We start from the raw sequence: 15,550 nt of genomic DNA on the forward strand, positions 1-15,550 counted from the left end.
CACCCCTGCACCGGGCCCGAAAGCACTGGAGACCGGCATGAGAGCCCGTCGTCTCGTCGCTGTCGCCTGCACCGCCGGCGTCGCGCTGTCCCTGCTGACGATCACCGCCCAGGCCGCCGCGCCGAAGGAAGGCCTGCGGCTGCTGACCGTTCGCGACTCCCTGACCGCCACGCACACGTGGTACGAGCAGACCTACGACGGAAAACCAGTGCTGGGCGCCTATTACGTCGAGCACGTCGACAAGGCGACCGGGGTGAAGACCGTCGACGACGGCCGGCTCGCCGTCGGTTCGGTCGACGTCACCCCGGCCGTGACCGCAGAGGACGCCAAGACCAAGGTCAGTGCCCCCGAGGGCGCGAACCTGAAGGTGCTGCCCGGCACCGGCCTCGTCTACGAGGTGATCTCCGACAACGGCAAGGGATCCGAGCGCACGCTGGTGCACGCGGAGTCCGGCGCCGTCGTGAAGAGCGAGAGCCTGGTCAAGCACGCGAACGGCACCGGCAAGGTGTTCAGCCCGAACCCCGTTGTCTCGCAGCAGAACCAGAACCTCAAGGACGCCAACGACGCCGACTCGGCCGTGCCCGCCGCCGCGTACAAGTCGGTCACTCTGTCCGATCTGGACGGTTCCGGCTACCTCAAGGGCAGCTACGCGACGATCACTGGCGCCAAGAGCAAGCTGGCGTACAACAAGAGCAACAAGTTCGAGTACACCCGCACCAACGACTTCTTCGAGCAGGTCAACGCCTACTGGGGCGTGACGGAGGCGCAGAAGTACATCCAGAGCCTCGGGTTCAAGAACATCAACAACGAGGCGCAGAAGATCACCACGCTCGGCCTGACCGAGGACAACTCGTTCTACGACCCGTCGAAGGACCAGATCACCTTCGGCACGGGTGGCGTGGACGACGCCGAGGACGTCGAGGTGGTGTGGCACGAGCTCGGCCACGCGATCCAGGACGCCCAGGTGCCGGGCTTCGGCTCGTCACTGGACGGCGGCTCGATCGGTGAGGGCTTCGGCGACTGGTGGGCGCTGGTGCTGTCCTCGCGTGACTCGCAGGACACGGCCAAGACCCCGTTGGCGTGCATCATGGACTGGGACTCGACCTCGTACACGACCACGACGCCGCACTGCATCCGTCGCGCCGACACCGAGCTCAAGGTGGGCGACCGGCAGAACGAGGTGCACTTCGACGGCCAGATCTGGTCGCGGGCGCTGTTCGACGTCTTCAAGGCGTTCGGCCGGGACAAGGCGGCGAAGATCGTGCTGGAGTCGCAGTTCTCCTACACGCCGAACACGACGTTCAAGGCCGCCGCCGAGGCGACCGTCGCCACGGCCAAGAAGCTCTACGGCGACGCGGATGCCGCCACGGTTACGGCCGCGTTCAAAGCCCGCGACATTCTCAAATAGGTCAAATGTGAAGTCGGACATGTGCGACTAATGGCGGTTACGCCGCCGAATCCTCGCCCGTGACGCTGTGTGTGCCGCAGTTGTACACCCTGCACACACAGTGTCATCGGGAAGGACTGGCAAACATGGCGAAAACCCTGCATCGCCTGATCGTGTCCGTCGTGGTGTCCGCTCTCGCGAGCATCTTCTTCATCGCCCCGGCCACCGCGAGTGACGTGTCGCCGATGATCGTCGGCGGTACGCGAGCGAGCACCTCCACCTATCCGTGGGTCGTCTACCTGGCGTCCTCGTCCGGATCGCAGTTCTGCGGTGGAACGCTGGTGAAGGCCAACAAGGTCCTCACCGCCGCGCACTGCGTGAAGGGCAGTTCCGCCTCCAGCGTGCGCGTTGTGCACGGCCGTGACGACAAGCAGAGCACCGCGGGCACGGTCGTCAGCGTGACCAAGATCTGGGTGCACCCGAGCTACACCACCGCGACCGCCGGCTACGACGTCGCGGTGCTGACGCTGGCCAGCAGCATCAACTCGGCCACCCTGCCGCTGGCCACGCCGTCCGACACCGCGCTCTACACGGCCGGCAACTCCGCGCTGATCCTCGGCTGGGGCACCACGTCCTCGGGCGGTTCCGCCTCGCGGTACCTGCTCAAGGCCAATGTGCCGCTGACCTCGGACGCGACCTGCAAGACCGCGTACCCGCAGTACAGCAACACCTCCATGGTGTGTGCGGGCTTCCCGCAGGGCGGCACCGACACCTGCCAGGGCGACTCCGGTGGCCCGCTGGTGTTCGGCGGCAAGCTCATCGGTGACACCTCGTGGGGCCGCGGCTGTGCCGGCGCGGGCTACCCCGGCGTGTACGGGCGGATCGCGCCTTACTACTCGGTGATCACCGCTCAGCTCTGAGCCATCTGTTGCAGGGTGCGTGCCCCGGCGCGCACCCTGCACGCATGGCTGATCTGGAAGCTGTACCGGAAGACTGGTCGAACGCGCTGGTCGTCGTCGCTCACCCCGATGACATGGAGTACGGCGGTGCAGGCGCCATCGCGCGGTGGACCGCCCAAGGCAAGAACATCGTGTACCTGCTCGCGTGCCGCGGCGAGAACGGCATCGACTCGATAGAACCGAGTGTCTGCGGGCCGTTGCGGGTCGCTGAGCAGATCGCGGCGTGCGTGGCCGTTGGCGTGACCGAGGTCGAGTTCCTGGACCACCCGGACGGCACGATCGAGTACGGACTTCCGTTGCGGCGTGACATCGCGGCCGCCATCCGCCGTCACCAGCCGGAGTTCGTGATCACCGGCAACTACCGCGAGACCTGGCCGGGCGGCGGGCTCAACATGGCCGACCACATCGCCGTCGGACGCGCCACCGTCGACGCGGTCAGAGACGCGGGCAACCGGTGGATCTTCCCGGAGCTCGGCCTGGAGAAGTGGGAAGGCGTGAAGTACCTGGCGGCGGCGTCCTCGCCGTTGGCGACGCACGCCGTGGACATCACCGACTCGTTCTATGCCTCCGTGGTCTCTCTACGCGCGCACAAGGCGTACCTGGAGGCGCTGAGTGGCGACATGGCCGATCCGGCGGCGTTCCTCCGTTCGATGGCGGAGAACACCGGGAAGCGGTTCGGGGGAGTGCTGGCCACCTCTTTCGAGCTGTTGACGCTGTGACCATGTTCCCTTCGGCTGGACACGGCGTGTCCCGTGTGGATGCTTCTACGCATGCCCTTTGAACAGCACTACCTGGCCGGCCTCGACCTCCGGGGCCGGCGCGTCCTCGTGGTCGGCGGAGGCACGGTCGCGCAGCGCCGTCTGCCTCGCCTGATCGCGTCCGGCGCCGTCGTCGAGCTCGTGTCGCCGTCCGTCACACCCGCCGTGCAGGGCATGGTCGACGCGGGCGAGCTGACGTGGCACGAGAGGCGTTACGAGGCCGGTGACGTCGAGGGTGCTTGGTACGTGGTGGCGTGCACGTCCAACATCGAGGTGAACGCGCAGATCGGCGAAGAAGCGCTTTCGCAGCGTGTGTTCTGCGTGCGCGCGGACATCGCCGTTGAGGGCACGGCCGTGACGCCCGCGACCGGTACGCACGACGGCATGCTGATCGGTGTGCTGGCGGGTGGTGAGCACCGCCGCTCGGCCTCCGTGCGGGACGGGCTCGTGGCGGCGTTGCGCGACGGACGCATCGCGGACCAGGCCGCCCCGCCCGTCGGTGTGGCGCTGGTGGGTGGCGGACCCGGCGATCCGGAGCTGATCACCGTGCAGGGCAAGCGATTGCTGGCGCACGCGGACGTGGTCGTGGCGGATCGGCTGGCGCCGCGCGAGCTCTTGGAGGAACTGCCCGCGCACGTCGAGGTCGTGGACGCGGCGAAGATCCCGTACGGCCGTGCGGCGACGCAGGAGTTCATCAACCAGACGCTGATCGACCGCGCCAAGGAGGGGAAGTTCGTCGTCCGGCTCAAGGGCGGCGACCCGTACGTCTTCGGGCGCGGCTTCGAGGAACTGCTGGCGTGCGCCGAGGCCGGGATCCCGGTGACCGTGGTGCCGGGCGTGACGTCGGCGTTCGGTGTGCCTGCGCTGGCCGGTGTGCCGGTGACGCACCGAGGCGTGGCGCACGAGGTTGTCGTCGTGTCTGGTCACGTCGCCCCAGATGATCCGCGCTCTCTCGTTGACTGGTCCGCGATCGCACGCCTTCGCGGCACCGTCGTGCTGATGATGGCCGTCGAACGAGCCGGTGCGTTCGCCACGGCGTTGATGGAAGGCCGCCCCGGTTCGACGCCCGTCGCCGTGATCCAGGAGGGCAGCACGGCGTCCCAGCGCGTTTTTCGGTCCACTTTGGACTCACTGGGTGCGGACGTGAAGACCTGGGAGGTTCGTCCTCCGGCGATCATCGTGGTCGGTCCCGTCGCTGGTATTGCTTCCGCAAATAGTTAGATAAGTTTCTTTACAAAAGCCGCGCATCCGGTGGACTCTGCAACCACGCCGCCTAAGTCCACCGGTTTTGCGGAGGCCCGCATGAAACGCGTCCTGTCTTTGGCGGCAGGCATTTTGCTTGCGATGTCCGGTTTGGTTGTTTCGGCCCCGGCGAACGCGGCACCCCAACAGGTCTTCTGGACCTTCTACGGCTGGTACGACAACACGCCGCCCGGTGGTGACATCGCCTACCCGCAGATCCACGACACCGCCGGCGGGAAGGGCACGTGGTCGGACCCGATCACGTTCGCGACGTCCAGCAAGGAGGCCAAGCCGGGAACGAAGATCTATTTCCCGCGGGTCAAGAAGTACTTCATCATGGAGGACTCCTGTTCCTCCTGTGAGCAGGACTGGAACGGCAACGGCCCCAACGGCGGCCCGAAGCTGTGGCACTTCGACGCGTGGGTCGGCGGCAAGGGCGGCAACGCCATGAACGCGATCGACTGCGAGGACGCGCTCACGAACTACCACGACGACGGCAAGCCGGTGATGGAGGAGACCATCCTCAACCCGCCGTCGAACCTGCAGGTGGACTCGACGCCGATCTTCAACACCTCGACCGGCGAGTGCTACGGCGGCGCGAAGCCCAAGACCACCAACGGCGAGTACAAGAACGTCTCGACCGGCAAGTGCCTGCAGGGCGGCTCGTCCGGCGCGCAGCTCACCACGGCCACCTGCTCCGGTGCCGCGAACCAGCAGTTCAAGTTCCACGGCGCGTTCATGGAGCAGGGTTCGCCCCAGCAGTGCACCACGTTGTCCTCGGGCAAGGTGCTGCTGAAGAAGTGTGACGGCGGACCGGCCCAGCAGTGGTCGATCAACCCGAACAAGACCATTTCGGACATGCAGTACAACACGAAGTGCTACCGGGACGCGTCCAGCAAGGTGACCGCGGCGTCCTGCTCCGGTTCCGCCGCACAATGGACCTTCAAGGCGGCCGCCAAGAAGTAGCAAATTCACTTTGCGGCTTTACTTGCCACCGTTCAGGCTTCGGTCTGGACGGTGGTTTTTTCGTGCACGTCTCGACCCACAGGAGCCTTGCTTGTCCACCCAGACAGCCTCGCCACCAGGCGGGGACCGAGTGCTCACCCGCCTGCTGACCACCTACCTGCGGCCGTATCGCAGGGAGCTGACGATCGTCGTCGGGTTGCAGCTCGTCGGCACGATCGCCTCGCTGTACCTGCCGAGCCTCAACGCCGACATCATCGACAACGGCGTCGCGCGCGGTGACACCTCGTACATCGTGGACCAGGGCGTCTGGATGCTCGTCGTCTCGCTGCTGCAGATCGCCTGTTCGATCGTCGCGGTCAAGTTCGGCACGCGCACCGCGATGGCGTTCGGGCGGGACGTGCGGTCCGGGGTGTTCCACCGGGTCGGCTCGTTCTCCGCGCAGGAGGTCGCGCGGTTCGGGGCGCCGTCGCTGATCACCCGCACGACGAACGACGTGCAGCAGGTGCAGGTGCTGGTCGTGATGCTGACGACGATGTTCGTCGCGGCGCCGATCATGTCCGTGGCCGGTGTCGTGATGGCGCTGCGCGAGGACGTCGGGCTGTCGTGGCTGCTGCTGGTGTGCGTGCCGGTGCTGGCGATCGCGATCGGCATGATCACCGTGCGGATGGTGCCGTTGTTCCGGCGTCAGCAGGAGCGCATCGACCACGTGAACCGGGTGCTGCGCGAACAGCTCACCGGCGTGCGCGTGGTGCGGGCGTTCGTGCGGGAGAAGGCCGAGACCGAACGGTTCGCCGACGCCAACGCGCAGCTCACCGACATCGCGCTTCGGGCGGGCCGGCTCCAGGCGATGATCTTCCCGACGGTCACGCTGATCTTCAACGTGTCCAGCGTCGCGGTCCTGTGGTTCGGGGCGCACCGCGTGGCGGACGGGGAGATGCAGGTCGGCGCGCTGACCGCGTTCCTCGCCTACCTCCTGCAGATCCTGATGTCGGTGATGATGGCGTCGTTCATCTCCACGATGGTGCCGCGTGCCTCCGTCAGCGCCGGGCGGATCATCGAGGTCATCGAGACCGAACCGTCGGTGCACGCTCCGGTGGAGTCGGTGGCCGCGTCTCACGGGCGCGGCGAGGTCTCCTTCCACAGCGCGGAGTTCCGGTATCCCGGTGCCGACGCGCCGGTGCTGCGGAGCACGTCGTTCAGCGTGGGCGCCGGGCAGACCACCGCGATCATCGGCAGCACCGGATCCGGCAAGACGACGTTGATGAGCCTGATCCCGCGGTTGATCGACGTGACGGCGGGGGAGGTGCGGGTCGGCGGCGTCGACGTGCGGGCGCAGGACCCCGAGACGCTGCGATCGCGGATCGGGCTCGTGCCGCAGGTGTCGTACCTGTTCACCGGCACCGTGCGGTCGAACCTCCAGCACGGCGCGCCGGACGCCACCGACGAGCAGATGTGGACGGCGCTGGACATCGCGCAGTCACGCGACTTCGTCACCGCGATGGGCGGGCTCGACGCCACGATCGCGCAGGGCGGCACCAACCTGTCCGGCGGCCAGCGGCAGCGGCTCTCCATCGCACGGGCACTGGTGCGCAGGCCGGACGTGTACCTGTTCGACGACTCGTTCTCCGCGCTCGACCTCGCCACCGACGCGGCGTTGCGCGCGGCGCTGAAGCCGTACACGCGCGACGCCGCCGTGATCGTCGTGGCGCAGCGGGTGTCCACAGTGGCCCAGGCCGACCAGATCCTCGTGCTGGAGAACGGCGAGATCGTCGGCAGGGGCACGCACCGCGAGCTGATGGACAACTGCCCCACGTACCTGGAGATCGTCCACTCCCAGCTCACGCCGGAGGAAGCGTCATGACCACCACCCGTGAGCAGCCGCGGCCGATGGGCGGCCCCGCCGGGCGGTTCGCCATGCAGGCGCCGGTCGGCAAGGCCGCGGACTTCGGCACGTCGGCCCGGCGCGTGGCCGGCCTGATGAAACCCGAACGCGTCACGTTCGTCGCGGTCGTCGGACTCGGCGTGCTCGGCATCGCGTTCACCGTCCTGGGCCCGAAGATCCTCGGCGACGCCACCGACATCATCTTCAACGGCCTGCGCGGGCCGGGCATCGACTTCGGTTCGCTGGGGGCGGTGCTCTCGTTCGCGCTGGGTCTGTACGTGTTCGCCTCGTTGTTCAGCTGGCTGCAGTCGCGGCTGCTGAACGGCGTGGTGCAGCGCGTGGTCTACCGGCTGCGCGAGAGCGTCGAGGAGAAGCTGCACCGGTTGCCGCTCAAGTACTTCGACGGCCAGCCGCGCGGCGAGCTGCTCTCCCGCGTCACCAACGACATCGACAACATCGCGACTACGTTGCAGCAGACGATGAGCCAGCTGCTGACGGCCGTTCTGAGCATCATCGGTGTGACGGTGATGATGTTCGTGATCTCGCCGCTGCTGGCGGTGGTGATGATGCTGGTCATCCCGATCTCGGTCGCCCTGACCGGCGCGATCGGCAAGCGCGCGCAGAAGCAGTTCGTGGCGCAGTGGAAGCACACCGGCCGCCTGAACGCGCACATCGAGGAGGCGTTCAGCGGCCACCAGCTGGTGACGGCGTTCGGCAGGCAGCAGGAGTCGGAGGCGGAGTTCCGCCGCCGCAACGACGAGCTGTACGAGGCGGCGGCCGGCGCGCAGTTCGTGTCCGGCCTGATCATGCCGTCGATGATGTTCCTGTCGAACCTCAGCTACGTCGCCATCGCGGTGATCGGCGGCCTGCGCATCACCTCCGGCGGCATGACGCTGGGCGAGGTGACGGCGTTCATCCAGTACTCGCGCCAGTTCACCCAGCCTTTGACGCAGGCGGCATCGCTGTCGAACCTGCTGCAGTCCGGCGTGGCGTCGGCGGAGCGCGTCTTCGAACTCCTCGACGCACCGGAACAACGCCCGGACTCCTCGGACGCCGTTCCACCCCCGTGGCGCTGCGGCAAGGTCGAGTTCCAGAACGTGTCGTTCTCCTACGACCCGGACAAGCCCCTGATCGAGAACCTGTCCCTGGTCGCAGAACCGGGCCAGATGATCGCCATCGTCGGCCCCACCGGCGCCGGCAAGACAACGCTGGTGAACCTCATCATGCGGTTCTACGAACTCAGCGGCGGCCGCATCACCCTCGACGACGTCGACATCACCTCACTGCGCCGCGCGGACCTGCGCGCACAGGCAAGCATGGTGCTGCAGGAGACATGGCTGTTCGGCGGCACCATCCGCGACAACATCGCCTACGGCAAACCGGGCGCCACAGAGGAGGAGATCCTCGCCGCGGCCGAAGCGACCTATGTGGACCGTTTCGTGCGCTGCCTGCCCGACGGCTACGACACCGTGATCGACGAGGAGGGCTCGAACGTCTCGGCGGGCGAGAAACAACTCCTCACCATCGCGCGTGCGTTCCTGTCCGACCCGACGCTGCTGATCCTCGACGAGGCCACCAGCTCAGTCGACACCCGCACGGAGTCGTTGGTGCAACACGCCATGGCAGCACTGCGCTCGTCGCGCACGTCGTTCGTCATCGCCCACCGGCTGTCCACCATCCGCGACGCCGATCTGATCCTGGTGATGGAGGCCGGCCGCATCGTCGAACAGGGCACGCACGAGGAGCTGCTCGCTAGGCAGGGCGCGTACCACCGGCTGTACTCAGCGCAGTTCGCCGCAGCGATCTGAGGCTAAGCAGCCCCACGGCGGTTCGCAGCGCGACCGACACGTACCAGGGAGCAAGCAGTCCGAAGTAGTCAGCGGTGAGTCCGCCCAGCAGCGCGCCGACCGGCTGAACACCCCAGGTGATCAGGGTCTGCGCGCTGCTGACGCGGCCGAGCAACTCCGTGGGAACCACTCTCTGCCGGAAGCTCGAGGTCGCCACGCCCCACACCGCCGTGCAGAACGAACTCACGACCGCGAACACCGCGACCGTGGCGAGATCGTGGGCGAGCGTCGCGATCCCCAGCCACATCAACGGAATCAGCACCACTGTCACCGCGACCATGTGGCGGTACCGCGCGAGCAACCGCTCGGCGAGCAACCCACCTGCCACCCCGCCGCACGCCAGCGTGGCCAGAAAGGCCCCGAACCCGGCGTTCGTCAGCCCAAGCCTCTGCTGGGCGAACAACACCAGCGTCGCCATCGTCATCGCGATGCACAGGTTCGTCGTCGCCGAGACGACCGTGATGGTCCTCAGCGCCTTGTGCTTCACCAGCCACCGCAAGCCTTCGGTCACCTTCGGCCGGGCCAACGGCTCCTTGCGTTCGGTGCGCATCTTCATGACCAGCACCGCCGCGATGGCGAACGTCAGCGCGTTGACCCAGAACGGCGCAGGCACCGCGATCGCGAACAACAGCCCGCCGAGCGGTGGTCCAGCGAACTGCAGTGCTACCGCCTGAGACGAGAACAGGCGCCCGTTCGCCCGCTCCAGCAGGTGGTTCTCCACGGTGGCCTTGATGAGCGGCTGACCGACTGCCCTCGGCACGGTCTCGGCGGCGCCGATCAGAAACGCCATGCCGTACAGGAAGGCGATGTGCGCACCGTGGAAAGCGGCGAGCAACGCCATGAGCGCGCACTGGACCCACAAGGCCGTGAGCAGCAGACGCCGGCCGTCGTACCGGTCTGCCGCGGCTCCTGCCTGAAGCGCGACCAGCAGCCAGGGGAGCGTGCCGAAGAAGCTGACACCCGCGATCAGCTTCGGATCCTGCGTGAGCGTGGTGGCGAGCAACGGAAGTGCCGCCAGGAAGATGCCGTCCCCCAACGCCGAGATGGCGCTGCCGCCCCACAGCAGGTACCAGTTCCGCCCCATGCCGCACCTTACGTGCCGCACCGAAAACGCCCGCTGCTCAGGCCCCGCCCACCCAGGGGGCTGACCACCTGCCTCCACCCAACTTAACGACGATTCGGGCGCGTCAACCCACCGCTCACCGATCTGTGGACAACTCGGCCACAGAACGGCGAAAAGCGGCGCTTCGTCGTGGGGAACGGCCCACCCCAACGCAGCCAACGCCGTTCCCGACCAGGAGAGGCAGCTACCGCACGGCAAAGGACGTCCTTCAAGACGACAGACCCCCGCACACGACGAAGGCCGCCTCCCCGAGACGGGGAAGCGGCCTTCAGCCGTTGATCAGATCAAGCTCAGTGCTGCGGTGCTGCCCGGCGCGGACGACCCGCGCCGCGCTCGGTCCGCCCGAACGTGCGACCACCCTCGGAACGCTCCGAACGGCGCGGTCCACCGCGGAACTCGCCGCCCTCGGTGCGCCGGCCGGAGCCGCCGCGGTAGCCACCGCCACCGCTGCCGGCGGCCGCGGGGGCGCCGAAGCGACGACCGCCGGAGCCGCCGCTGCGGCGGGCCGGCTTCTCGCGCTCGATGATCGGCTCGCCCGAAGGCGTGCGGGCACCGGTGATGCGGACCAGGTCGTCGTCGCCGGGGCGCACCTTCGTGCTCTCCGGACGGATGCCCGCGCGTGCGGCCATGCCCTGGACTGCGCGGCGCTGGTCGTGCGTGACCAGGGTGACGACCGTGCCGGACTGGCCTGCGCGGGCCGTGCGGCCGGCGCGGTGCAGGTAGTCCTTCGGGTCGGCCGGCGGGTCCACGTGCACGACGAGTGAGACGTCGTCGACGTGGATGCCGCGTGCCGCGACGTCCGTCGCGATCAGAACTGGCGTGGTGCCCTCGCGGAACTCGCCGAGCACGCGGGTGCGTGCGCTCTGAGCCTTGCCGCCGTGCAGGGCGCCGGCGTGGACGCCGACCGAGCGGAGCTTCTTGGCCAGGCGGTCGACGTGGTGCTTGGTGCGCACGAACATGATCGTGCGGCCCTCGCGCGCGGCCACCTCGGTCACCACGTTCTGCTTGTCCTCAGCGGACACGAACAGCAGGTGGTGCTCCATGGTCGTGACGCTGGCGGTGGCCGGGGCCACCGAGTGCGTCACCGGGCTGTGCAGGTACTGGCGGACCAGCTTGTCCACGTCGCCGTCGAGCGTCGCGGAGAACAGCAGGCGCTGGCCGTCCTGCGGGGTCAGGTCGAGGATCGCGCGGACCTGGGGCATGAACCCCATGTCGGCCATCTGGTCGGCCTCGTCCAGCGCGGTGATCTCGACGGAGCCGAGGTCGCACGTGCCCTGGCGGACGTGGTCGGACAGACGGCCCGGCGTCGCGATCAGCAGGTCGACGCCGCGGCGCAGGTGTTCGATCTGGCGCGGGAACGACGTGCCGCCGACGACGACGCGGCACCACAGGCCCAGCGAGCGGGCGTGCGGCATGAGAGCCGTCTCCACCTGCATCGCGAGCTCGCGGGTCGGGACGAGGATCAGGCCGCGCGGCTTGTTCGGCTGCGAGCGGCCGGTCGCGAGGCGGGTCAGCATCGCGAGGCCGAACGCCAGCGTCTTGCCGGAGCCGGTCTGGCCACGGCCGAGGATGTCGCGGCCGGCCATGGCGTCGGGAAGGGTGGCCGCCTGGATCGGGAACGGCTCGGTGATTTCGTTGGCGACGAGCGACTTGATCAGCGCGTCGGCAAGGCCGAGTTCAGCGAACGAGGGCAGCGGGCCTTCCGGCAGCGTGCTCTCGAAGACCTCGGCGACGATCGGTTCCTCGACCCGCTGCTGCGGACGCGAGGAATTGCCCTGGCGACCCGAGCGGCGCCGCGGTGACCTGCGGCTTTGCCCACGCTCGGAACGGCCTTCGGACATTGATGGCAAAACAAACCTCCGGGACATGGCACGTCTCGAGGCTGCCCCGCGAGCTACCGCGGTGCCGATCACAAGGACGGGCCCGGCGTGATGGTCACGCCGCTGATGAGTGGGTGGAAACACCGGTCAACGGCCGTCAAGCCTGCATCGGTGTACAGCACAGTCTAGCTGATCTATCGCGAAGCCTTGCGCGCCCGGCAGTGTCGTTGGACACGGCCGGGCGCGCAACGTGGGTCAGGCCATACCCGCCACGTCCAGCAGCGTCGCCACCAGCGCGGACGCGTCGCCGATCTCGTGCGGCAGGCCACGCGAGGCGAACCAGCCGCAGATGTTGCGGACGTCGCGGTCGAGGAACTCCGGGCCGCGGGGGTTCGCGACCAGGTCGACCACCTGCGGCAGGTCGATCATGACCAGCCTGCCGTCGTGGACCATCAGGTTGTAAGCCGAGAGGTCGCCGTGCGTCATGCCCGCCTCGGCGAGCGTCATCAGCGTCGCGACCAGCTGACGCCACAGGTCGAGCAGCTCGTCCTCGTCGGGACGGGCCTGCGCGAGCCGCGGTGCCGCCGTGCCGTCGGCGTCCCCGATGAACTCCAGCAGCAGCTCGGTGCCGCTGCGCTGCACCGGATACGGCACGGGTGCGCCGATCTGCCACAGCTGGGCGAGCGCGGCGAACTCCGCGACCGCCCACTGCTCCGCGATCAGGTTGCGCCCGAACGCGGTGCGGTTCGCGATCGCCCGCGTCTCACGGGACTTCTTCATGCGACGACCCTCGAGGTACCCCGCGTCGCGGTGGAACATCCGGTGGTCGTTGCTGCGGTAGCGCTTCGCGGCGAGCAGGGTCGACCTGTCGCCGATGGCGCGTTCCAGCAGGAAGACGTCCGCCTCCTTGCCGGTCTTCACGATGCCCAGCTCGCGGTCGACCGCGGCCAGTTCCGTGATGAGCCAGTCAGGATGCGGTTTCGGACCCTGGTCGGCGTCGCCCCACGTGGACCAGCGGTCGCCGTCCTCGGGGGTGTCCGCGGAGCTGAGCTGGTCCTCGCGCAGTCGCGAGACCCGCAGCTTCTCTTCCTCGGTCATTCGGCCGCGACGCGTCGGTCCCGCGTCGTCGGCGATCCGGTTGGTGCGCTTTCCCTTGCGCCGCATGGTGTCGTCGGCGCCGTCGAAAGCAGATTCGTAACGTTCGAAAAGATCGTGCTCGCGCACGGTGGGGTCTCCCAAAAGGCGAAGGTGACCGCCCCACTGGCGCTCTGCGATCAAACGGTGCTGATCAGGCGCGAAGGGCGGCTGGACGGGTCGCGAACGCGGTGCCACGTCCAAAGACAGGCTCTGACATCACGCACCTCCTCGATCCAGCTTCGTTTCACGCTTCGGAGAGAAGCTTGCCGCGCGGGTCCGATGCCCGCAACCGAATTAACCGGTGATCAGGTCCGCGGTCTTCTCGCCCGTCGGCACCATCGTGAGCCCGGCCTTCTGTGCGAGCCTGACCAGGCCTTTCAGGTCGTGCGGCTCCGCGCTGGACGTCGCGATGGCGCGCGCGAGCAACCCCTTGTGCGCCTTGTTGAAGTGGCTCACGACCTTGCCCTCGCTCGTGATCACCCGGACGACGACGGCGTGGGGGATCCGCGCGAGGCTGGAGTACGCGCCGGACCGCAGGTCGACGACGAACTCGCCGGCGTCCTCGAACAACGGCTCCAGGGCGGGCTTCCACAACGTCCGCAGGCTGCCGTGGTCGGGCAGCGTGCTGCCGCCGGACAACCGGTACGCGGGCACGGGATCGCCGCCGCGCACCGCCCCGAACAGCGCCGACGCGACCGCGAGCCGCTGGTAGGCGCGTTCCTTCGCCGCCTTCTTCAACGACGGGAAGTCCAGGTTGTCGTAAAGCACACCGGTGTAGCGCAACAGTGCGGGCGTGGTCTCCGACGTGCGCAGCGCCGCGTTGCGGTGCACCTCGTCGACCTGGCGTTCGGAGATGTCGAGCGCCTTGAGGCTCGCCGGGACGTTCTTCGCGAGATCGGCCAGCGCGGACACCAGCTTGTCGCGCACGGGGTTGAGCTCGGGGAACGACAGCGCGTCGAGGTCGAGCGGCGCGCCCTCGCCGCCGATCGCCTTGGTCTCCGACGGGGGAAGCAGCACCAGCACGGTTGAAAAGGGTAGGGCAAAGCCGGAAAACAGCTGGACAGGGCGTGGTCATCTGGAAGGCGTGGACGCACTCGACCGCCTGTACCGCTCGCTCGACGCCCGGCCGCGCCCGGAGGACGTGGCAGTTCTCGTGCTGGAGGCGCTGCCGTCGCTCAAGCGGCGCGAGCGTGCGGTGATCAACGGTGTCGCGGCGCACGCGTCCCGCCTGCACGGCTTCTCCGGGATGAGCGACGACTACGCCCGCCCGGTCGGTGCCGCACGTCAGGTCGCCGCCACCCGCCGCCTGTTCGAGATGGACGACGTGGTCGACGTCGAGGCCCCGCTGTCGGTGCTGGAGTTCGCGGCGCTGGCCGGTGCCGGCATCGGCTTCGACCCGGAGCACGCGGACTTCCTCGCGGACCGGCTGAACCGCGACGCCCGCGCGTCCGCCGGCATCGAACTGTCGAAGCGGCAGTACAACCGCCGCTTCCGCGTGCTGCGCAGGCTGTCCGCGAAGGCCGATCGGCTGGGGCGCGCCCAGGAACTGCGCCGCGCGACCTTGCTCGCGTCGGCTGGGTTCGTGGGTGTGATCGACCGCGACCGCTTCCGGGCGGACCCCGACGCGGCCTGCTTCGTCGCGTACTTCACGGCGCGCCGCAAGCTGCGCCGCGAGTTCAGCCTGGCCGGCCGCGAGAACCCGTTCGACCAGGTGGCCGACGTGCTCCTCGAACGGTGCCGGTCCGGCACGGACTGGGCGATGATCGCGCTCGCGCACCCGGTGTGGGACGTCCTGCGGCACCTGTCCGCAGAGCAGCTCGGTGAGTTGCTCGGCCGGTGGTCCGCGGCGACGAGGTCCATCGCCTCCGTGCTCGGCGAGCTGTGGCGCACGTCCGACGTGGACAGGGCGACGATGATCGTGCGCTCCGGTGTCGACTCGTCGACCTGGAACGCCTACGCCGGTGCCTACAACGCCGCCCGCACCGCGTGGATCGCCTGCCTGCACGCCGCGGGTCTCACCTCGTTGCTCGAGGCCGCCTGGCCGGGCAAGACGATGCGCGTCATGGCGGCAGACCTGGCCTGGTGGCACGAGCAGACCGGTGGCGGCCTGCACCCGGACACCGCCGTGTGGGCATCCCTGCCGCTGCCGTGGGAGGTGCTGGACGGCACCGCGACGTGCACGCGTTCGTTCGTCGAGGTCGCGTGCCGTTCGCACGGCGTGGATCCTCAGCGCGCCGGCTGGACCGCGCCCCGCAAGCACGGCCTGATCGCGCGTTTCCGGCCGACCCCGGAACTCGTGCACGGCGTGGCCGTGTCGGATCCGTTGTGGGCCATGGCATTGCGGCGTGCGCACGCGTTCAGCGGCAAGCCACTGCGCACCGAGGTATTCGGTGGACAGGACCTTCCCGGCTGAGCAGGCTGTGTGGTGC

Annotated in this window: 12 protein-coding genes; 8 read left to right on the forward strand and 4 right to left on the reverse strand. The window is 68.5% G+C overall.

Features of this window, described 5'->3' with window-relative positions; all coding sequences use genetic code 11:
- The first annotated feature begins 37 nt into the window (after positions 1-37).
- From ACIQF0_RS21880 to ACIQF0_RS21910, 7 genes are all read left to right on the forward strand, one after another.
- Entirely contained in the window at positions 38-1,408 is a 1,371-nt protein-coding gene (locus tag ACIQF0_RS21880; protein ID WP_401031903.1) for a M36 family metallopeptidase, read from the forward strand.
- 125 nt (positions 1,409-1,533) lie between these two features.
- Positions 1,534-2,307, forward strand: a complete 774-nt coding sequence (locus ACIQF0_RS21885) for a S1 family peptidase (RefSeq protein ID WP_401031906.1) — start codon at positions 1,534-1,536, stop codon at positions 2,305-2,307.
- 44 nt (positions 2,308-2,351) lie between these two features.
- The gene (locus tag ACIQF0_RS21890; protein ID WP_401031908.1) at positions 2,352-3,065 is read left to right on the forward strand and encodes a PIG-L deacetylase family protein; all 714 of its coding nucleotides are present in this window, start codon (positions 2,352-2,354) and stop codon (positions 3,063-3,065) included.
- Between the two features lie 51 nt (positions 3,066-3,116).
- Positions 3,117-4,325, forward strand: coding sequence for a uroporphyrinogen-III C-methyltransferase (gene cobA / locus ACIQF0_RS21895; RefSeq protein WP_401031911.1), 1,209 nt, complete (start codon positions 3,117-3,119; stop codon positions 4,323-4,325).
- 123 nt (positions 4,326-4,448) lie between these two features.
- Positions 4,449-5,312, forward strand: coding sequence for a ricin-type beta-trefoil lectin domain protein (locus tag ACIQF0_RS21900; protein WP_401031914.1), 864 nt, complete (start codon positions 4,449-4,451; stop codon positions 5,310-5,312).
- A gap of 130 nt (positions 5,313-5,442) precedes the next feature.
- Positions 5,443-7,173: an ABC transporter ATP-binding protein gene (locus ACIQF0_RS21905; protein WP_401032805.1), complete on the forward strand. Its 1,731-nt coding sequence runs from the start codon at positions 5,443-5,445 to the stop codon at positions 7,171-7,173.
- Positions 7,170-9,002, forward strand: coding sequence for an ABC transporter ATP-binding protein (locus tag ACIQF0_RS21910; RefSeq protein ID WP_401031917.1), 1,833 nt, complete (start codon positions 7,170-7,172; stop codon positions 9,000-9,002). Before ACIQF0_RS21905 ends, ACIQF0_RS21910 begins: the two co-directional genes overlap by 4 nt.
- On the opposite strand, the gene ACIQF0_RS21915 is transcribed toward ACIQF0_RS21910, so the two are convergent.
- The 4 genes from ACIQF0_RS21915 to yaaA form a co-directional block, all read right to left on the reverse strand.
- Entirely contained in the window at positions 8,947-10,125 is a 1,179-nt protein-coding gene (locus ACIQF0_RS21915; RefSeq protein ID WP_401031920.1) for an MFS transporter, read from the reverse strand. The two genes, ACIQF0_RS21910 and ACIQF0_RS21915, sit on opposite strands and share 56 nt — an antisense overlap.
- 329 nt (positions 10,126-10,454) lie before the next feature.
- The gene (locus ACIQF0_RS21920) at positions 10,455-12,014 is read right to left on the reverse strand and encodes a DEAD/DEAH box helicase (RefSeq protein ID WP_396426061.1); all 1,560 of its coding nucleotides are present in this window, start codon (positions 12,012-12,014) and stop codon (positions 10,455-10,457) included.
- A 225-nt stretch (positions 12,015-12,239) separates the two neighbouring features.
- The gene (locus ACIQF0_RS21925; RefSeq protein WP_401031924.1) at positions 12,240-13,208 is read right to left on the reverse strand and encodes a serine protein kinase RIO; all 969 of its coding nucleotides are present in this window, start codon (positions 13,206-13,208) and stop codon (positions 12,240-12,242) included.
- A gap of 207 nt (positions 13,209-13,415) precedes the next feature.
- Positions 13,416-14,144 carry a peroxide stress protein YaaA gene (gene yaaA, locus ACIQF0_RS21930; protein ID WP_401031927.1) on the reverse strand — a complete coding sequence of 243 codons (729 nt, stop codon included), beginning with the start codon at positions 14,142-14,144 and terminating at the stop codon, positions 13,416-13,418.
- A gap of 61 nt (positions 14,145-14,205) precedes the next feature.
- Here yaaA and ACIQF0_RS21935 point away from each other — a divergent pair, with 61 nt between their 5' ends.
- On the forward strand, positions 14,206-15,534 hold the full coding sequence (locus ACIQF0_RS21935; protein WP_401031930.1) for a hypothetical protein: 1,329 nt from the start codon (positions 14,206-14,208) through the stop codon (positions 15,532-15,534).
- Positions 15,535-15,550 lie beyond the last annotated feature (16 nt).

It is taken from the genome of Lentzea sp. NPDC092896, from assembly GCF_044754905.1.
Taxonomy (GTDB): domain Bacteria; phylum Actinomycetota; class Actinomycetes; order Mycobacteriales; family Pseudonocardiaceae; genus Lentzea.

What these genes read in the sequence shown, in the direction of transcription:
- ACIQF0_RS21880 (WP_401031903.1), top strand. Translation starts at nt 38, where the DNA reads ATGAGAGCCCGTCGTCTCGTCGCTGTCGCCTGCACCGCCGGCGTCGCG.
- ACIQF0_RS21885 (WP_401031906.1), top strand. Translation starts at nt 1,534, where the DNA reads ATGGCGAAAACCCTGCATCGCCTGATCGTGTCCGTCGTGGTGTCCGCT.
- ACIQF0_RS21890 (WP_401031908.1), top strand. Translation starts at nt 2,352, where the DNA reads ATGGCTGATCTGGAAGCTGTACCGGAAGACTGGTCGAACGCGCTGGTC.
- cobA (WP_401031911.1), top strand. Translation starts at nt 3,117, where the DNA reads ATGCCCTTTGAACAGCACTACCTGGCCGGCCTCGACCTCCGGGGCCGG.
- ACIQF0_RS21900 (WP_401031914.1), top strand. Translation starts at nt 4,449, where the DNA reads ATGTCCGGTTTGGTTGTTTCGGCCCCGGCGAACGCGGCACCCCAACAG.
- ACIQF0_RS21910 (WP_401031917.1), top strand. Translation starts at nt 7,170, where the DNA reads ATGACCACCACCCGTGAGCAGCCGCGGCCGATGGGCGGCCCCGCCGGG.
- ACIQF0_RS21915 (WP_401031920.1), bottom strand. Translation starts at nt 10,125, where the DNA reads ATGGGGCGGAACTGGTACCTGCTGTGGGGCGGCAGCGCCATCTCGGCG.